Genomic DNA, 17728 nt, shown 5'->3' on the forward strand with positions numbered 1-17728 from the left:
CAGTGATGGCTTCCATTCCACGCCAAGTCCACAGAAATGAGACTCATAGTCTGTAGACCAAAAATCATCACGCCGCACCTTGTTGCGGCATGGGTGTGCAGCAGCGGGTCGGCCTCAATGTGCGGAGATTTCGCAAGGAGCGCGGGCTCTCGCAGGAGGGGCTCGCCTTCGAGTGCGGGATCCACCGGACCTATATCAGCGGCGTCGAGCGCGGCATCCGCAACCCGACCGTGGTCATCCTGGAGGAGATCGCAATGGCGCTGAAGGTGCCCACCTGGCGCCTGCTGGAAGACCTGCCGGACAAGAGCAAAGGTTGATGCAGAACGACAGCCAGGAAGGCAGCCAAGGGCGCAGCCGGTTCGTCGTGGAGGTCAACCACATGGCGCGGCTCGAACAGCGTATCGCAGCGGGCGATATGATCGACGGCCCAGACCTCGCGGCGGTGCTCCGCCAGCACGGATCCCGGCCCATTCCCGATGCAGTGCTCGACTACCTGTGCCGGTTTCTTGAAGGCTCCATCAGTAAGCCGAAGGGCCGCAGACCTTTGCCCGAGCTGGATCGCCGCAAGCGCGACATGATCATCGCCGACCTCTACCACCGTTATCTCGGCTGGCTGGCCGCGCGGGCGCGTCGCTACGGCCATCCGGCCGGTTGGACGAGTCTCGATTATCCCCCGCCGAACTGGCCGCCCGCTTGGTGGCCCGGCGGTTCCTCAATGGCGAGGCCTCATGGCATCAGGTCCAAAACATCGCCTCTTCCCGGAAATAGCGCTCGAATTGTTGTGAATGAGCCTGCGGCGGCACGGGCCTACCTTCGTCCCGGCTGATTACCAGCCAGGAGGACGACATGCCCGCGCCCACGGCGGATCCTTTGATCGAGATGGTTCCCGTCTCATCGCTCCGCCCCTATGCGCGCAATCCGCGGACCCACACCAAGAAACAAATCCGCCAGATCGCGGAGTCGATCCGGACCTTCGGCTGGACCAATCCGATACTGGTCGATGGCGAGGACGGGGTGATCGCCGGCTACGGCCGCCTGGAAGCGGCAAAGCAGCTCGGTATCGAGCGCGTGCCAATCATCCGCCTCGCAAACATGACCGAGGCCCGGAAGCGCACCTACATCATTGCCGACAACAGGCTGGCCGAACTCGCCGGCTGGGATGACAATCTCCTGGCGATCGAGTTGCAGGGGCTGCTTGAGATCGATCTCGACTTCAATATCGAGATCACCGGGTTCGAGACCGCCGAGATCGACATGCTCATCCTCGGTCTGAACGACGCCGGCGACGAGGATGAAGCGGACAATCTGCCGCCGATCGGCGGACAGCCGATCACGCAAATAGGCGATCTGTGGCTGCTGGGCCGCCATCGCCTGCTGTGCGCCGATGCGACCCAGGCCACATCCTATACGCGGCTGATGGCAGGCGAACAGGCACAGATGGTGTTCACCGACCCGCCTTATAACGTGCCCATCGACGGTCATGTTTGCGGCCTGGGTTCGGTGAAGCATGCCGAGTTTGCCATGGCGTCGGGCGAGATGTCGGAGGCCGAGTTCACGGCATTCCTCGAAACCGTGCTGGGGCAGCTGGCATCACACAGTGCTGACGGGGCGATTCACTTCGTCTGCATGGATTGGCGCCATCTCTTCGAGCTGCTCAAGGCCGGGCGGCGGGTATACGGCGCCCTTCAGAACCTGTGCGTCTGGAACAAGACCAACGGCGGCATGGGATCGCTCTATCGCTCGAAGCATGAGCTGGTCGGCGTATTCAAGGTGGGGCGTGCGGCGCACGTCAACAATGTCGCGCTGGGCGCCCATGGGCGTTATCGCACCAATGTCTGGGACTACCCCGGGGTCAACGCCTTCGGCAAGGACCGGGAGGCTGCGCTGGCCATGCACCCCACGGTGAAGCCGGTCGCCCTGGTCGAGGATGCGATCCTCGACTGTTCGCGGCGGGGCGACATCGTGCTCGACGCTTTCTCAGGGTCGGGCACGACGTTGATTGCAGCGGAACGTGCAGGCCGGCGCAGCTTCGGCCTCGAACTCGATCCCGGCTATGTCGACGTGACCCTGAAGCGGTTCCGTGACCAGACCGGCATCGAGCCGGCGCATGCGGATAGCGGCCTGACCTTGGCCGAACTGGAGTAGGAGGAACAGAGATGTCACGCAGCTATGAGGTCGGCTACAGGAAGCCGCCCAAAGATACCCGGTTCAAGAAGGGCCAGTCAGGCAACCCCAAGGGCCGGCCCAGGGGGCGGACGGATATCGCAGCGATCCTGGAAAAGGTGCTTCAGGAGGCCGTCATGATCAAGCAGAACGGGCAGGTGCGGCACGTCCGTTTGATCGAGGCTTACACGCGGCAGTTCATCCTGAAATCGATGGACGGGTCACCTCGGGAGATGGCGGAACTCCTGAAGTTCTTGAAGGACTACGCGCCGAACCTGCTGGTGGCAAGCGATCTGCCCTCGAGCATACAAATCCGGTTCATTGAGTCGGATGGGCATGGACGCCCGGCCGATAAAGCGCTGTGGAAAGAACTTGGGCTTGAGCCTCTGACAGAGCCGATCGAGGGAAAGACGGATGACGAAGCTCCTAAGGAGTAACCGCGGCGTCTAAGGCCGTCGGCCCTGTGGACGAAGACAGCGTAGAAGTGTTTGTACCTGTGCGGGACCTTCCAGTTTGGAGCCATGTCCGCCGGCCGGCAACGGAGCGCCGTTACCCGCACTCCCTGTCGATGATCAGGGCTTAAATGGACCCCTCGCTGTGGGCCGGCAATCAAGGCGACTGTCACTGATCGTCTGTATACCGATGGTCGACAGGCGGGTGACCTCGCGGGTGGATATCAAGGTCCGTCTCGCCCGCAGCCTCCGACGCCTTCGCAAGCCAAAGGCTGGTCATTGGAAGAATGTGCGTATGAGGCCGGGCTGCACCGGACCTCTGTCGGCGACCTCGAGCGCGAGGCCAGGTACCCCAGCATCTCCATCATTGGCAAGCTTGCTGGGGCGCTGCGCGTAAAGGCTGGGCAACCCCTCGAATGATGAAGACCGCCGCCGCCGCATCTGCCTTGCCACCTTTATTAGGTCGGACGCAGCGCGAACTGTCAGACCCTCCGCCATGCCAGCGCTGAACTGCGTCCAAAAACCCGTCCGACAATCAACTTGTCCGGAATGTCATCGCCGGCATCGTTTGCGGACAGATTGATGCTTGCCCGCCAAACGGCTGTTTAGCGGCCACTGCGTGGACCGCCACAGCACTACCGTGCCGCCCCATTGCATTACGATCATTCAATGATATTATGATCATAATTTAACGCGGCTGCACGGGAGAGGCAATGCGCTACGAGAAAGGTCGAAAGGATGAATCGCGTCGTCGGATCGTCGAAGCCGCCGCCGCGCGGTTTCGGGGTGACGGCATCGCGGCATCCGGTGTCGCCGCCATCATGAGCGACGCCGGCCTGACGAACGGGGCCCTCTATCCGCACTTTCAGTCGAAGGCGGAACTTGTTCGCGAGAGCGTCGGGACGGCGCTGGCGGAACAGTCCCGGCAACTGCAGGAAACCCTCGCCAGCGGCGGCCCTGAGGCCGCCATTGACACTTATCTGTCCGCAGCACATCGGGACAATCCCGGCACAGGCTGCACTCTTGCAGCACTCCTACCGGAACTTGCGCGTCAGCCACCTGAGGCCCGCAGCTTCTATGCCGAGCGCCTGTCGGCCATGGTCGACCGCATAGCGGCGGCGTTGCCGCCGCAGACCCCGAATGCACAGGGAATTGCGCTTGCTGTTCAGGCGACCCTCGTTGGTGCGCTGCAACTCGCCCGCGCCGTGGAAGGGACAGAACTGTCGGATCGGATCCTGGCCGCGGCGGCGGATGCGGCGCGCGCACTGGTTGCGCCACACCAATAGAAGAGGAGCGCGCAATGGCATTCAAGGCACTGCTCGCAACAAAGGCAGAGAAATCGGTCTCGGCCAGCGTGGTCGAGATGAACGAGCAAGATCTCATGCCGGGGGATGTCACCGTCGCTGTCGACTATTCGACAGTGAACTTCAAGGATGCGCTCGCCCTTACCGGGCGCGCGGATGTCATCCGCCGGTTTCCTTTGATCCCGGGCATCGATCTGGCGGGCACGGTCGAGGCATCTTCCTATCCAGGCATTGCGGCGGGAGACCGGGTCGTCGCCAACGGCTGGGGGCTGAGCCAGACCCATCACGGCGGGTTTGCGCAGAAGGCACGATTGAGCGGCGAGTGGCTGGTCAAGCTGCCACAGACTTTCTCGACCAAGGATGCCATGGCCATTGGCACCGCCGGCTATACGGCCATGCTCAGTGTCCTGGCGCTCGAAAACGGCGGCGTGACCCCGGAGCGTGGCGACATCCTCGTGACCGGCGCCAACGGTGGGGTGGGCTCGATCGCCATTGTAATCCTGTCCGGCCTTGGATACCGCGTCGTCGCCTCGACGGGACGCCCCGAGGAGGCCGACTATCTGCGTGATCTCGGGGCGGCGGAGATCATAGACCGGCGGGTCCTCTCGACGCCGGGCGCGCCCATCGCCAGCGAGAAATGGGCAGGCGCGATCGACTCCGTCGGCAGCCACACGCTTGCAAATGTGCTGGCGCAGACGCAGTACCGTGGGGTGGTGGCAGCCTGTGGCTTGGCCCAAGGCATGGACCTGCCCGGGTCGGTCCTGCCCTTCATCCTGCGCAACGTCACCCTTGCAGGCATCGACTCGGTCAATGCCCCGCAGGTCACCCGGCTCCAGGCGTGGTCGCGTCTGGCGCGCGACCTCGACCTACGCAAACTCGGCCGGACAACGCAAATGGTCGGCCTCGCAGAGGTTCCCGCCGTCGCCGGCCGAATCCTCGAAGGGAAGATACAGGGGCGCACGGTCGTCGGCGTCAATGCGTAACCGCCAGGGCAATCGCCCCGCTTGGCCAGCGCGGCACGCGGCGACAAGCTCAAGGACACAAATGCTATGAAGGCATTCATCATCGATCGATACAAGACCAGGAATGCCGCGCGGCTCGGCGACATGCCGGACCCGTTGCTGCGGGACGACGACGTCCTGGTTCAGGTTCAGGCCGCCGGCGTGAACCCGCTGGACTCCAAGATCAGGGACGGCGAATTCAAGCTCATCCTGCCCTATCACCTGCCCCTCATCCTGGGTAATGACGTGGCCGGTGTCGTGGTCCAGGTCGGGCCTCGGGTGCAGCGAGTCGAGCTCGGCGACGAAGTCTACGCGAGACCACACCACAATCGGATCGGAGCCTTTGCGGAATTGATCGCGATGAATGAACGCGACGTCGCCCTGAAGCCGAAGAATCTGACGATGGAGGAGGCGGCATCCATACCCTTGGTCGGCCTGACCGCCTGGCAGGCGCTGATCGAGAAGGCGAACCTCGGAAAGGGGCAGAAGGTCCTGATCCACGCGGGCTCCGGCGGGGTGGGAACATTCACCATTCAATTGGCCAAATATCTCGGCGCGACCGTGGCGACGACGACGAGCACGGCGAATGTTGAGCTCGTAAAACGTCTCGGCGCCGATGTCGTTATCGATTACAAAAAGGACAAGTTCGAGAACATCCTCAGTGGTTACGATCTCGTTTTGAACAGCTTGGGCACGGACACGCTCGAAAAATCCTTGGGCGTGTTGAAGGCCGGCGGAAAGCTCATTTCGATCTCCGGCCCGCCGGACCCGGATTTTGCCAAAATCATCGGGGCGAACTGGCTGGTAGGGCAGGTCATGCGGCTTCTGAGTTCGCGCATCAGGCGCAAGGCCAAAAGCCATCGTGTCGGCTATTCGTTCCTGTTCATGAGGGCCGACGGCCAGCAGTTGGGCAAGATCACCTTCCTCATCGAATCCGGCGTAATCCGTCCGGTTATGGATCGGGTCTTCCCCTTCACTGCGATCGCGGATGCCCTGGCGTATGTCGAGACCGGGCGTTCAAAGGGCAAGGTCGTGATCAAAATTGCATAGGCTGCGACCCCCGGGGAGAATCTTTCATGCCTGACAGCCGGTCCTCTCGTTCCGCCGCGGGCGTGGCGACCATCGCGCCCTCACCCGGCCAAGCCGCACTGCATCCCCCGGTAGCCGTTGCGACGCGCACCGCGAAGACTCTAGCCCTGCTGGAACGCCCGATCGGCTCGACTCTGGCGCGGCTTGCGGTCCCCAACATACTCGCGATGTTGGTGACGGCGGCAGGCGGCATCGCCGAAGCCGCATACGCCGGCATGCTGGGCGTTGAAGCGTTGGCCGGCCTGGCCCTCGTATTCCCGTTCGTGATGCTCACGCAAATGCTGTCCGGCGGCTCGATCGGCGGCGCGATTTCTGCCGCCATTGCGCGCGCGCTCGGCAAGGGCGACATGGGGCGGGCCGAAAGGCTGATGCTGCATGTCGTCGTAATCTCCATTGTCGCCGCTATGGCCTCTGCCATCCTGTTTTCCTTGTTCGGCCGCGGCCTGCTCGAACTGCTCGGCGGTCGCGGCCAAGTGCTGGCCGCCGCCGCTGCTTACGCCGGCGTGTTCTTTCCCGGCTGCATCGCAATATGGCTCTGCAACTCGACGCTCTGTATCGTTCGTGGCACGGGCGACATGGCGGCCCCCTCGACGGTGCTGTTCGCCGTGACACTCAGCGCGATCCCGCTGTCGGGCGCGCTCGCGCTTGGGTGGGGCGTGTTTCCAGCCTTTGGCATGGCTGGCCTCGCCGCGGGCTTGGTAATCCCTTACGGGCTCGGGGCGGTCACAGCACTCGGCTATATCGCCGCCGGCCGGATCGGGCTTGGATGGAGTGGCGCCTGGTCTCGGCTCGAGGGCGCCCTGTTCCGGGATATCCTCGGGGTCGGCCTGACCGCCTCGGTTTCATCGCTCCAGACGGTCCTCACCGTCATCGTGATGGTCGGGCTGGTCGGACAGTTCGGCGAAGGCGCACTGGCGGGTTACGGTATTGGCGCGCGGCTCGAATTCCTGATGATTCCCATCGTCTTCGGCATCGGCGCCGCGATGACCGCCATGGTCGGTGCGAACATTGGCGCCGGGCAGCACGAGCGCGCGCTCGCGGTCGCCTGGACCGGGTCGCTCGCCGCGGCCACGATCGTGGGCGCCATTGGCATCACCTTCGCCGTCTTCCCCGACCTGTGGCTGGGTGGCTTCCTGAACGCGGCGGATGCGGCGGCGTTGGACGCCGGTCGTCTCTACTTCAGGATCGTTGCACCGTTCTACGCCTTCTTCGCGCTCGGCTTGGCACTCTACTTCGCCAGTCAGGGTGCAGGGCGGGTGTTATGGCCGGTCATCGCCGGCCTGCTCCGGCTGGCGATTGCGGTCGGCGGCGGGTTTTTGCTGACACATTGGCTCGATGTGGGCCTCGCCGGCGTACTCGTCGCGGTCGCCGCCGGTATGGCGGCTTTCGGCGCGACAACGGCTGCCGCCATCAGGTTGACGCGCTGGCGGTAACCATATTCGGTTGCGCGGCGGCATAAGCGCGCCGAGCCTTCCAGGGCCGGCCCGCCGCCTTTCCAAGCGGCGCAATCGGATTTGCCTTTGCGGGATTGCTGATTGGCGATCGACGACGATGACGGACATGATCGGGGGCACATCGCTCCTCCACTATGCAAGCCTAGTATCAAGTCTTGGCGGCGATCCCGAGGCGCTGATCCGCGCGCGCGGCGTGGACCCAACCTCGGTCGGCGATCCCGATCGGCTCATGAGCTTCTCCACCGCCGCCGCGCTCGTCGGTTCGGCGGCGGCGGAATTGAACTGCCCGGACTTCGGGATGCGGCTCGCCAAATGGCAAGGGATTCAGATCCTGGGCCCCGTGGCCTTGCTTATTCGCCATTCGGAGACCGTCGCCGATGCCATAGATGGGGTTTCGCGGTTTCTCTACCATTGTGCACCTCCCGACATTGCGAAACTGAAGCGGGGCCCGCAATCGGCGGTGTTCACCCTTGAGGTGGCACGGCGGCAACTTGCCTACCGGGAGCAGTGGATCGAGAAAGGACTGGTGATAGCGATGGAAGCGTTCCGGCTCATGCTCGGCGAGGCTTTCGTGCCGCTGCGCGTTACGATGCAGCATCGCCGCATCTCTCCACCGGGAACCTACCGCAAATATTTCGGCCGACCGGTGGAGTTCGGGTGCGAACTGAACTCCGTGCATCTCCCTGCCGACGCGCTGTGCCAGCCCATTCGCGGGCGAGATCCGGCGGTGCTGGCTTTGGCGGAAAGCCATCTCGCCCAAATCGGCCCCGCACTTCCGCTTGTCGAGCATGTGCGCGAACTGATCCATCAGATGTTCAAGGTCAATCGGGCCAATCTGGTCTCGATCGCGCAGGCGATGGATATACACCCGCGGGTACTCCAACGGCGCCTGGCCGAAGCCGGCTCGTCATTCGAGGGAATTCTCGACGTCGCACGCCGCGACCTGGCCCGGCATTTGTCGGCGACAGGAATGCCCGTGTCGCAAATCGCGGCGATGCTCGGCTATGCCGAACAGAGCAGCTATACGCGCGCCTGTTGGCGCTGGTACAGCGAATCGCCGCGGCAACTGATTGCACGTTGCCGAAGAGACTCAAGCCGCAGCCAGGTCGTCGACCGCTAGCGGGCCCTGGAACCGGCCTTGCATTCAGGCCTGGATAAGCCATCGCAGTCGTCAAATGACAAAACGCGTGTTCCTAAAGTCAAGTCTTCTCTGCTGTTACTCGCCACACTGAAGGCGAAGATGACAAGCGGGGCATCAGTCCCGTAGGGAGAGAAACGAAACCATGACGATCAACCCGTTTGGAAGCAGTCGCGCGGTTCATCGGCGGAGCGGGGTCGTGAACATGCTTGCTGGCGGTCATCTTGCCGTGTTCCGCGCCCAAAGCGGGGGAGAAACGGGCGATGACCATGCGTGCGGTCGTCATGCGCAACGGTGCCCTGGAACTGGCCACGGCGCCGATCCCCAGGCCAGGCCCCGGCGAGGTATTGGTCAAGACGCTGGCCACAGGTATATGCGGCAGCGACCTGCACTGCGTGGCGCATGGCGACCGCCTGCTGGCGAGCGCGCGTGCCGTAACCGGGGTCGATATCTATGATCCCAAGGAGCCCGTCATCCTGGGCCACGAATTCTGTGCGCAGGTTGTCGAGCACGGCCCCGGTACGCGGGTTGCACATCCCGTTGGCATGCGAGTCGTCTCGGTGCCGTTCCTGCTGCGGCCCCAGCCCGTCACCATCGGCTTTGGGGGCTTCGACACGCCCGGCGGCTTTGCCGAGTACATGGTGCTGTCGGAAGACCTTCTGATCCCCGTGCCGGACAACGTGCCCAACGATATCGCCACCCTGGCGGAGCCGCTGGCGGTCGCGCTGCATGCGGTCAACCGCGGCAAACTGGGCCCGGATGACGTGCCCCTCGTGATCGGCTGCGGCCCGATCGGCCTCACCGTGATCGCCATCCTGAAGATGCGCGGCATCGGCCCCATCGTCGCCGCGGATTTCTCGCCGTCGCGGCGGGCAATGGCGACCAGGCTCGGCGCCGACCTGGTGGTCGATCCGCGCGAGACTTCACCCTACGATTCCTGGCGGTCGGTCGCCGCCGCGCCGGACCCGGCGCGTCACGGCCGCCAGACGCCCATGTTTCCCCAGTTCGCCTACCGACCCTCTGCGATCTTCGAATGCGTCGGTGTCCCGGGCATCATCCAGCAGGTTCTGGCCGGCGCTCCGCCTTGCGCGAAAATCGTCGTCGCCGGGCTCTGCATGGAACACGACAGTTTCCAGCCCGCATTCGGCATCTTCAAGGAAGTCGACATGAGCTTCTGCATCGCCTACACGGTCGAGGAATTCGCGCAGGCCTTCGCCCATATCGCCGCGGGCGAGGTGCACATCGGGGCGCTCATCACGGGTCATGTCGGGCTCGAGGGTGTCCCCGATGCCTTCGCGCGGCTGGCTGACCCCGAACGGGACGCGAAAGTTATCATCGTTCCATAGATCCATGTAGCGGCGCCAGCTGCTTGCCCGGCGATGACCACTCCAGAAAAGAAGTTCAAAGGAGGAACCCATGAACGACCAAACTCTCATGAAGCTGCCTGTCTTCTCGTTGCCGCAGGACCGGCTTCTCACGCTCAATGTCGACGATATTCCGGTGATGAAGGATGCGCTCGGGCCAGGGGTCAATTTCCAACCCCTGCTGGCCGACCCGGAGGCCGGCCTCCTGGTTGCGATAACCAGATTCGCGCCCGGCGCCCACGTGCCCGCCCATCTGCATACCGGGGCTGTGCATGGCTACACGCTGAAGGGCAGTTGGTTCTACAAGGAATACCCCGACCAGCTTCAGACGCCGGGATCCTACCTGTATGAACCGGCATCGTCCGTGCACACGTTCTGCGTTCCGGAAACGAACACCGAGGAGACGGTTGTCCTGTTCGTCGTTTTCGGCGCCAACGTCAGCTTCGACGAAACGGGAAAGTTTCATTCGGTCCTTGACGCCATCACCGTCCAGAACCTGGTCAAAATGTGCTCGGAGCGGCAGGGGATCGCCGAGGTCCGCTACCTGCAAGGTGGCTCCGTGAGATACACCACCGACAAGTAGCACTTCCCGATCGAGCCGTGTCCGGCGGCGTGTCGACGGTTGCCCCTGCAGTCGCGCGCGCCGCCGTGCCGAAGGATGCATCGATCAGAAAGCTGAACTGTCGTCGGTTGGGCGCTGGGGGGCGCCCCTGAAGCATTGGTGGTGGGAGATGGTTATGACAGATCCTGTCTGGGAACGCCGAACCGTTCATGCGAACGGGCAACGCATCAATCTAACGATTGCTGGGACCTCCGGCCCGTTGGTGCTCCTCTGCCATGGGTTTCCCGAATCCTGGTACTCATGGCGACACCAACTCGCCGCGCTCGCCGCGGCTGGCTACCGCGCCGTGGCGATGGACATGGTCGGCTATGGCCGGTCGTCGAAGCCATCGGATCCAGCCGCCTATGGGATGACCGAACTGGTTGCCACTTGTGTAGGCACGGTGGAAGCCCTGGGCGAGTCGACCGCGGTGATCGTCGGGCATGACTTCGGCGCCCCGGTCGCCTGGACAGCAGCCTGGACCCGGCCGGAAGTTTTCACGGCGGTGGTCGGGATGAGCGTGCCTTTCGGTGCGCGCGGCTTGGGCTGCCTTCCCGGCAGCCCCTTCGGCGAGATCAGGCCGAGTGAAGCAGCGGCACAACTCGCCGGTCCGGACAGAATGTTCTACCATGAGTATTTCGGGCTCCACAGCGAACAGGCTGCGGAGGAGGCGGATCGCGACCTGCGGAGCTGGCTCACCAGCGCGTTCTACACCCTGTCGGCGGACCGTCCAGCGCCCCCCGAACTTGCGGGTGTGGACCTGACGAAGTTGCCCGAGGCCATGCTCCGCGAATTCGTAGGCGCCGCGATGTCCGTGCCGCGGACACAGGGGATGCGCAGTCTGCTGGAACTGCCTGAGACATTGCCGACTTGGCTCGACAAAGATGCGCTCGATTACTTCGTGGCCGAATTTGAATACGGCGGGCTTGCGGGGCCCTTGAACTACTACAAGAACGGGGATCGGGACTGGGAGATCCTGGGGCAGTATCAAGGAAAGCCCCTTACCGTACCCGCCCTGTTCATCGGGGGCGACCGCGACATCGTCACCATCTGGAGCCAGGAGGCGATTGTCCGAGCGGCCGAAGTGATCACCGACCTCCGTGGAACAGTTATCATTCCCAATTGCGGACACTGGATCCAGCAGGAGCAACCAGTCGCCGCCAATAGAGCACTGATCGGGTTCCTGCAATCCCTATGACGCCGCCTGCGAGTAAGAGTCCCTGTCGTCACATAGGAGCAGCAAGCGGAACCTGTGCCATGGCATATTCGGCCAGCGCCGTGATCGTCAATGCCGGGTTGACGCCGGGATTGGCGGGCATGGCGGCGCCATCGCATACCAGCATGTTGCGGTAGCCAAAAACTTGCAGGTGCTGATCGATCACGCCGCTCGCGGTGTCGGCGCCGATGACGGCGCCGCCCAGCACATGCGCGGTCGTCGGGATATTGCCCAGCGCCTCGAGCACATTGCTTTGCGCGATGCCACCCGTGTGCCGGGCCAACCACTGGGCCGCCTGGTTGCCGATCTCGATATAGGTCGGGTTGGGCTTGTCGCGGTTCTGGCGGGTGACTAGGCGATAGCCGCGGGCGAACCAGCGCTTGCGGGCGCTGAGCGCGATCGCGTTGTCCAGAGTCTGCATCACCAGGAGCATGACCGTGCGCCGGCTCCAACCGACCGGCCACAGCGTTTTCAGCCACTGCGCCGGATGCCGCACGATGCTCGCCAGCCATTTGAGCGGCCGGGTCACCCGGTTGCCGTCGCCGACCAGCACCGTGTAGAGCAGGCTCAGGACGTCGGCACGCTGGCCGTAGGTGAGGAATTCGATGTGCGTGTCCTGATCGACATGCACGCTGCTGCTGGTGGTGACGTCGTTCCAGGTTCCGCGGTCCTCGGGCAGTCGCACGGTCAGCACGGATTCGCTGTTGGTGCGCACCAGTTCACCCAGGCGGTCGCTAATCCGCGGCAACGATCCGCCGTGCTTGCAGTTGGCGAGCAGCTCGTTGGTGCCCAGGGCCCCGCCGGCAAAGACGATGCCGCGCGCGGAGAGCGTCTGCCGGCTGCGGGCGAACCAAGCGCCAGGGCGCTGCGTGATGACGCGGTAACCGTCGCTGCCGTCGGGTGCACCGAGCGGCTTCACATCGATTACTTCGCGTTCGGCCAGGATTGCCACGCCGCGTTTCTCGGCAAACCAGAGATAGTTTTTCGACAACGTGTTCACGGCCCCAACACGACATCCCACCAGGCAGGCCCCGCAACGGGTACAGCCGGTGCGGTCGGGCCCGTTACCGCCGAAATAGGGATCCGTGACGGTCCTGCCCGGCTCGCCGAAGAACACCCCAATGGGCGGGCGTGAGAACCTGTTCTCACCCCCGAAGTGCCGCGCCATGTCGCGGGCAAGCTGCTGACCCGGCGAATCGAAGGGTACCGTTGCAACGCCGAGCATGCGCTCGGCAGTGACATAGTGAGGCTGAAGCACCTGATCCCAGGCGCCAAGTGCGCGCCACTGCGGGTCGGCAAAGAATTCCGGCTTGGCGCGAAGAAGCACACCGCCGTAAACGACACTGCCGCCGCCCACCGCAATCTGGTTGGGCGTGAATACGTGGCGGAACAGCCGCATGCGCATGATGCCTTTCAGGCCCAGCGCCGGGGCCCAGAAGTATTTGCGGAACTGCCAGGTAGACCGGGGCAGGTCCTCATCGCGATAGCGCCGGCCGCGCTCGATCACGCCGACGCGGTGGCCCTTCTCCGCCAGGCGCAGCGCCGAGACGCTGCCGCCGAAGCCCGAGCCGATCACCAGCCAGTCGAAATCGAAAGGCACCTTGGTCAATTGGAATCCTCCCTGCCCGCCGCTGCGGTGGCCGGCCGCGATCAGTCCGCGCACATCCGGATGACGACCTTGCCGTTGGCCTTACCCTCTTCCACGCGGGCGATCGCCTGGGGTGTTTCCTCGAACGGAAAAACCGAGTCCACATGCGGCCGGACCGAACCGTTCTCGATCAAGGAATTGAGGCTTTCGAGCTGCCGGCCATCGGCGCGCATGAACAAATAACGGTAACGCGCGCCGGCCCGCCGTGCGGCGGCATTCGGCCGTGCGCTCATGGCCCAGAACACGGGCCAGAGCAGCGCGCTCACATGGAGCTTTTTGGCGAGCGCCACATCGGGCCCGTCGGCGATCGAGACCACCGTGGCCCCGGGCTTCACGCAGTTGAAACTGCGCAGGAGGTTGGCCATGCCGACCGAATCGAGCACGGCATCCATGCCCCGCACCACGTCCTCGAAACGCCGGGCCTGACGGTCGATCACCGTGTCGGCCCCCACCCCCTGGACGAACGAGACATTCCGGCCGCTGACTGTCGTGACGACGTGCAGGCCCATGTGTTTTGCCAACTGGATCGCGACACTGCCCACGGCGCCGGCGCCGGCATGGATCAGGACCGACTGCCCGCGCTTGAGCGCCGCTGCCTCGGTCAGGAACTGCTGCGCAGTGAGAATGACCAGCGGCAGGGAGGCGGCCTCGACATGGGACAGCGCCGTGGGCTTGGGCGCGACCGCGGCCTCGTCGGCCACGGTTTCCTCGGCAAAGGTCCCGATCCGGCTTTCCGGAAGCCGGGTGTATACGGCATCGCCCACCCGGAAGCGACCGACCTCCTGTCCCACCTCGGTCACGACGCCGGAGCAGTCGTTGCCCATCACCAGCGGGAAGCGGTAGGGCAGCAGGACTTTGAGGTCGCCCTGGCGGATCCTGAGATCCAGCGGGTTGACGCTGGCCGCGTGGACCCGGATTCGAACGTCCCGCGGGCCGAGTGCCAATGCCGGCACCTGCCCGCGTTCCAGTACTTTGGGTCCGCCATACTTTCGGATGTAGAAGGCATCGACCATGACCGGCTCCTGTGATGTCGGGCGGGTGTTGACAGGTAATTACGCAAATTACTTGGCGATAAGCCGAACAACCCAGCGGGTAAGCGCCGAAGGGGCGAAGCGCGTCGCAAGCGACAGAACGGCAGCCTGCAGGCCGACCATCCAGTGCGTCTTGCGAAGGCGCCGCGTCGTCGTCGCGCAAGTCCACACCGTCGAGGCCACGTCGGCCGGCGTCAGGCGGATGCCCAGCGACCTGGCACTGGAAATATGCCTGAAGTCGTCGGCCATCGCCGTCCTGACAAAGCTTGGCCAGACCGCACTGACGCGGATGCCGAAGCGGTTCCATTCGAGGTCCAGCCCCTCGGTGAAGCCGCGGACGGCAAACTTGGTCGCCGAATAAGTCGCAAGCTCAGGCTGGCCGTAGATGGCCGTGGCGGAAGCCATGTTGATCACCTGGGCACGCGGGGTGCGCTGCAGGTAGGGAAAAGCGCTGTGGCAGCCGGTGATCATCCCGCGGACGTTCACGGCCAGCATGGCATCGTGCCGGGACAGGGGCACGGCTTCGAATGACCCCGTCGAGAGGATGCCAGCATTGTTGAGCAGGACGTCGAGGCGGTTTCCGCTGCGTTCCCAAAAGGCCGCCAATGCGCTCTGCCAGGCCGCGGGGTCGCTCACGTCGAGACCGCCCGAGACCGCATTGCCCTGCCCCAGGGAGGCAGCAACTGCGTCGGCGCCCGGGGCGTTGATGTCATAGAGCCCGACGAACCAGCCGCGCCGTGCAAAGAGCTCGGCGCAGGCGCGCCCGATCCCGGAAGCGGCACCGGTCACGAAGATGGCCGGCCGGCCCTGTGTTGAAGCAGCTCTCATCTCCAACTCATGCCCCCTGCGATCTCGGCATAGTACGCAGCTTCAGCTTGTCGATCTTGCCGACGGCATTCTTGGGCAGGCTGTCGACGACATTGATCGCCACCGGCCGCTTGAAGCGGGTCAGCCGCTCCGCACAGTGCTCGTCCAGCGCGGCCGGCACGGCCGTGCTGCCAGCGCGGAATGCGACATAGGCGATAACGATCTCGCCAAACGTCTCGTCCGGGGCGCCTATTACCGCCGCCTCGAGGACGCCCGGGTAGGCGCACAACACGTCCTCGATTTCCTTGGGATAGATGTTCTCGCCGCCACGGATGATCATTTCCTTCAGCCGCCCGACGATTGACAGGTAGCCGTCCGCATCGATGCGGCCGGTATCGCCGGTGCGCAGCCAGCCGTCGACGATGGTCTTGGCCGTCTCCTCGGGCCTGCCCAGGTAACCGCGCATGACGTTGGGCCCCTGAACCAGCACTTCGCCGGTCTCGCCCTGGGGCAGGTGCACCCCTTGCGGATCGGCGATCGCAATGCGCTGCCCTTCGAAGGGCAGGCCGACGGTTCCGGCCTTGCGCAGGCCATCGATGGGATTGATGGTCGATGCGCAGGTGCCTTCTGACAGGCCGTAGCCCTCGACCAGCGGAAAGCCGTAGCGCGCCTCGAAGCTTTTCAGCAGTTCCGCCGAGGCGGGGGCCGCGCCGCAGATGGCATAGCGCAGACTCGACGTGTCGGGCCGGACCGAGTCCGGCAAGGCGTTGAGCATCGCGTAAATCGTCGGCACGGCCGAGAAGTAGGTCGGACGAAGCCGTGCGGTATCGTCGAAGAAGGTGTTGATGTCGAACCGCTTGCGGATCGTGACCTGGCCGCCGGCCGACAATGGCACCAGGATGCTGACCACGATGCCGTTGACGTGAAACAGCGGCAGCACCAGCAGGCAATGGTCCGCCGCCGTGATCTTCAGTGACATTCGCCCCATGTCTGACATGGCATCGAGATTGGCGTGATCGAGCATCACCCCCTTAGGCACGCCGGTGGTTCCGCTCGTGTAAATCAGCAGCGCCAGTGCGGCCGGGTCATCGATAGGCGCGCCGGCATGGCGGGCCCCTTCCCTCAGCTTCCCGGCCGGCAGGGACCGAACCGCCGGCACAACCGATTCGCCGGTGGTGTTGACGATCAGCCTGGCCTTGGAATCCTCGATCTGATGTGTCGCCTCGTTGAGGGTCAGATTGGGATTGATCGGCGTTACCGCCGCCCCCAGGCGCCAGGCGGCAAACATCGTCACGACGAATTCCACCTGATTGGGCAGCATGATGGCGACGACGTCACCGGCGCCGATGCCCAGGTCCACGAAGACGCCCGCCGCCGCCAGGACCTTGGAATGAAACTCGCCGTTGGACAGGGCGGCCGCGGCATCAGCGATGCACGGCGCGTGGGGTGCCGATGCCGCGCGCATATCCGGAAGCGTTGAAAATCCCATCGTGGCACTCTCTGGATGCAGTGACCGGGCCGGTTCAGGCCATGACGCCGGCGGGTCCCAGCAGATGCCTTGACAGGAACTGCGTCTGATCCGCCACGAGTTGTTCGAAGGCTTCGCCCAGGTAGAAGTCGAAGTGTCCTGCGGCATAGAGTTTGATCTCACCGCGCGGGGCCCGGCGCGCCAGGGCGATGGTCTGATCCGGTGGCGTCACGGTGTCCGTGGTGCTGACACAAAACAGGATCGGGATCGCGACTTTGGCGGCCGCGCGTCCGGGGCGATAAGTGGCGATCTCCGGGATCACCCTCGCCGTTACATGGTTGACGAACTTTACCCCCTTCGGCACCAAGGCCTGGTAGCCTGGCAAGGCATCATGGGCGTTCATCAGGGCCGGCTGGCCAGGCGCCGCCGCGATGGGCACCATCACCGGCGCGCGGCCGAGAAACTTGGCCGCGAAGTCGCGCAGGACGACCGGGACCATGCGCATCGTTTCCCTCACCCCCAGCGCGGACGCGGAGGCAAGGCCATCGGTGAATGGGCACTGGCTGACAGCAGCAGCCAATTCCGGATGGCGGCTGGCCACCGTGATCGCATGGCCACCGCCAAACGAACTGCCCCAGACGGCGATGCGGCGACCGTCGACATCGGGACAGCCTTTAGCGAAATCCAGGGCCGCTTCCCAATCCGCTAGCTGGCGTGTCACGGACATCAGCTGCCTGGGCGTTCCGCCGCTGTCGCCGAAGAAGCGATAGGTAAACGCCAGGGTCGCGATTCCCGCTGCGGCAAAGCGCTCCGAAAAAGCGTCCAGGCGCATCTCGCGAACAGCCCCGAGCCCGTGTCCCAGGACCACGATCGGGGGGCGCTTTACCCCGACCGGCAGGTAGAGCCAGGCCGAGCAGTAGGTATCGCCTGAATCGAAGCGAACATCCCGGCGCGTGAACTTGTAGGGTGGCTTCGACATGGCCCCTACTTCC

18 protein-coding genes are annotated in these 17728 nt (G+C 64.3%); 13 read left to right on the plus strand and 5 right to left on the minus strand.

The window, feature by feature from the left end; translation table 11 throughout:
- Nucleotides 1-89 precede the first annotated feature (89 nt).
- The 13 genes from D3874_RS17735 to D3874_RS17790 all read left to right on the plus strand — a co-directional run bounded on the left by D3874_RS17735 (nucleotide 90) and on the right by D3874_RS17790 (nucleotide 11764).
- Complete coding sequence (locus D3874_RS17735; RefSeq protein ID WP_119779245.1) at nucleotides 90-317, plus strand: helix-turn-helix domain-containing protein; 228 nt, start codon at nucleotides 90-92, stop codon at nucleotides 315-317.
- On the plus strand, nucleotides 317-826 hold the full coding sequence (locus D3874_RS28075; RefSeq protein WP_147385709.1) for a hypothetical protein: 510 nt from the start codon (nucleotides 317-319) through the stop codon (nucleotides 824-826). Before D3874_RS17735 ends, D3874_RS28075 begins: the two co-directional genes overlap by 1 nt.
- Nucleotides 827-846: 20 nt before the next feature.
- Nucleotides 847-2145: a site-specific DNA-methyltransferase gene (locus tag D3874_RS17740; RefSeq protein WP_119779246.1), complete on the plus strand. Its 1299-nt coding sequence runs from the start codon at nucleotides 847-849 to the stop codon at nucleotides 2143-2145.
- A gap of 11 nt (nucleotides 2146-2156) precedes the next feature.
- Nucleotides 2157-2600: a DUF5681 domain-containing protein gene (locus D3874_RS17745; protein WP_119779247.1), complete on the plus strand. Its 444-nt coding sequence runs from the start codon at nucleotides 2157-2159 to the stop codon at nucleotides 2598-2600.
- Nucleotides 2601-2795: 195 nt separating this feature from the next.
- Complete coding sequence (locus D3874_RS32065) at nucleotides 2796-3035, plus strand: helix-turn-helix domain-containing protein (protein ID WP_408899993.1); 240 nt, start codon at nucleotides 2796-2798, stop codon at nucleotides 3033-3035.
- A gap of 293 nt (nucleotides 3036-3328) precedes the next feature.
- The gene (locus D3874_RS17755; RefSeq protein ID WP_119779249.1) at nucleotides 3329-3901 is read left to right on the plus strand and encodes a TetR/AcrR family transcriptional regulator; all 573 of its coding nucleotides are present in this window, start codon (nucleotides 3329-3331) and stop codon (nucleotides 3899-3901) included.
- Between the two features lie 14 nt (nucleotides 3902-3915).
- Nucleotides 3916-4902, plus strand: coding sequence for an acrylyl-CoA reductase (NADPH) (gene acuI / locus D3874_RS17760; RefSeq protein ID WP_119779250.1), 987 nt, complete (start codon nucleotides 3916-3918; stop codon nucleotides 4900-4902).
- 66 nt (nucleotides 4903-4968) lie between these two features.
- The gene (locus tag D3874_RS17765; protein WP_119782354.1) at nucleotides 4969-5970 is read left to right on the plus strand and encodes an NADP-dependent oxidoreductase; all 1002 of its coding nucleotides are present in this window, start codon (nucleotides 4969-4971) and stop codon (nucleotides 5968-5970) included.
- Between the two features lie 26 nt (nucleotides 5971-5996).
- Nucleotides 5997-7442, plus strand: a complete 1446-nt coding sequence (locus tag D3874_RS17770) for an MATE family efflux transporter (protein ID WP_119779251.1) — start codon at nucleotides 5997-5999, stop codon at nucleotides 7440-7442.
- Between the two features lie 118 nt (nucleotides 7443-7560).
- Nucleotides 7561-8583 (plus strand): AraC family transcriptional regulator ligand-binding domain-containing protein, encoded by a 1023-nt coding sequence (locus D3874_RS17775; protein WP_119779252.1) that lies wholly within the window; start codon nucleotides 7561-7563, stop codon nucleotides 8581-8583.
- A gap of 281 nt (nucleotides 8584-8864) precedes the next feature.
- Nucleotides 8865-9947, plus strand: coding sequence for a zinc-binding dehydrogenase (locus D3874_RS17780; protein ID WP_199699125.1), 1083 nt, complete (start codon nucleotides 8865-8867; stop codon nucleotides 9945-9947).
- A gap of 70 nt (nucleotides 9948-10017) precedes the next feature.
- Nucleotides 10018-10548: a 2,4'-dihydroxyacetophenone dioxygenase family protein gene (locus tag D3874_RS17785; protein ID WP_119779253.1), complete on the plus strand. Its 531-nt coding sequence runs from the start codon at nucleotides 10018-10020 to the stop codon at nucleotides 10546-10548.
- A 241-nt stretch (nucleotides 10549-10789) separates the two neighbouring features.
- The gene (locus D3874_RS17790) at nucleotides 10790-11764 is read left to right on the plus strand and encodes an alpha/beta fold hydrolase (protein WP_408899994.1); all 975 of its coding nucleotides are present in this window, start codon (nucleotides 10790-10792) and stop codon (nucleotides 11762-11764) included.
- A 28-nt stretch (nucleotides 11765-11792) separates the two neighbouring features.
- On the opposite strand, the gene D3874_RS17795 is transcribed toward D3874_RS17790, so the two are convergent.
- Genes D3874_RS17795 through D3874_RS17815 form a run of 5 tightly spaced genes read right to left on the minus strand, consistent with a single transcriptional unit; the run spans nucleotide 11793 to nucleotide 17715 of the window.
- Nucleotides 11793-13382: a GMC oxidoreductase gene (locus D3874_RS17795; RefSeq protein ID WP_119782357.1), complete on the minus strand. Its 1590-nt coding sequence runs from the start codon at nucleotides 13380-13382 to the stop codon at nucleotides 11793-11795.
- A gap of 50 nt (nucleotides 13383-13432) precedes the next feature.
- Nucleotides 13433-14443 carry an NADP-dependent oxidoreductase gene (locus D3874_RS17800; protein ID WP_119779254.1) on the minus strand — a complete coding sequence of 337 codons (1011 nt, stop codon included), beginning with the start codon at nucleotides 14441-14443 and terminating at the stop codon, nucleotides 13433-13435.
- A 48-nt stretch (nucleotides 14444-14491) separates the two neighbouring features.
- A complete protein-coding gene (locus D3874_RS17805) occupies nucleotides 14492-15289 on the minus strand; it encodes an SDR family oxidoreductase (protein WP_119782358.1) in 798 nt (265 codons plus the stop codon).
- A gap of 7 nt (nucleotides 15290-15296) precedes the next feature.
- A complete protein-coding gene (locus tag D3874_RS17810) occupies nucleotides 15297-16733 on the minus strand; it encodes a class I adenylate-forming enzyme family protein (RefSeq protein ID WP_199699128.1) in 1437 nt (478 codons plus the stop codon).
- Between the two features lie 58 nt (nucleotides 16734-16791).
- Nucleotides 16792-17715, minus strand: coding sequence for an alpha/beta hydrolase (locus D3874_RS17815; protein ID WP_119779256.1), 924 nt, complete (start codon nucleotides 17713-17715; stop codon nucleotides 16792-16794).
- Nucleotides 17716-17728: the final 13 nt, after the last annotated feature.

The sequence above is a fragment of the Oleomonas cavernae genome (genome assembly GCF_003590945.1).
In the GTDB taxonomy this organism is placed as follows: Bacteria; Pseudomonadota; Alphaproteobacteria; order Zavarziniales; family Zavarziniaceae; genus Zavarzinia; species Zavarzinia cavernae.

Coding starts and splice junctions, on each gene's coding strand:
- D3874_RS28075 (WP_147385709.1), top strand. CDS start 317: ATGCAGAACGACAGCCAGGAAGGCAGCCAAGGGCGCAGCCGGTTCGTC.
- D3874_RS17775 (WP_119779252.1), top strand. CDS start 7,561: ATGACGGACATGATCGGGGGCACATCGCTCCTCCACTATGCAAGCCTA.
- D3874_RS17735 (WP_119779245.1), top strand. CDS start 90: ATGGGTGTGCAGCAGCGGGTCGGCCTCAATGTGCGGAGATTTCGCAAG.
- D3874_RS17770 (WP_119779251.1), top strand. CDS start 5,997: ATGCCTGACAGCCGGTCCTCTCGTTCCGCCGCGGGCGTGGCGACCATC.
- D3874_RS17780 (WP_199699125.1), top strand. CDS start 8,865: ATGACCATGCGTGCGGTCGTCATGCGCAACGGTGCCCTGGAACTGGCC.
- D3874_RS17765 (WP_119782354.1), top strand. CDS start 4,969: ATGAAGGCATTCATCATCGATCGATACAAGACCAGGAATGCCGCGCGG.
- D3874_RS17745 (WP_119779247.1), top strand. CDS start 2,157: ATGTCACGCAGCTATGAGGTCGGCTACAGGAAGCCGCCCAAAGATACC.
- D3874_RS17740 (WP_119779246.1), top strand. CDS start 847: ATGCCCGCGCCCACGGCGGATCCTTTGATCGAGATGGTTCCCGTCTCA.
- acuI (WP_119779250.1), top strand. CDS start 3,916: ATGGCATTCAAGGCACTGCTCGCAACAAAGGCAGAGAAATCGGTCTCG.
- D3874_RS17800 (WP_119779254.1), bottom strand. CDS start 14,443: ATGGTCGATGCCTTCTACATCCGAAAGTATGGCGGACCCAAAGTACTG.
- D3874_RS17810 (WP_199699128.1), bottom strand. CDS start 16,733: ATGCGCGCGGCATCGGCACCCCACGCGCCGTGCATCGCTGATGCCGCG.
- D3874_RS17785 (WP_119779253.1), top strand. CDS start 10,018: ATGAACGACCAAACTCTCATGAAGCTGCCTGTCTTCTCGTTGCCGCAG.
- D3874_RS17815 (WP_119779256.1), bottom strand. CDS start 17,715: ATGTCGAAGCCACCCTACAAGTTCACGCGCCGGGATGTTCGCTTCGAT.
- D3874_RS17805 (WP_119782358.1), bottom strand. CDS start 15,289: ATGAGAGCTGCTTCAACACAGGGCCGGCCGGCCATCTTCGTGACCGGT.
- D3874_RS17755 (WP_119779249.1), top strand. CDS start 3,329: ATGCGCTACGAGAAAGGTCGAAAGGATGAATCGCGTCGTCGGATCGTC.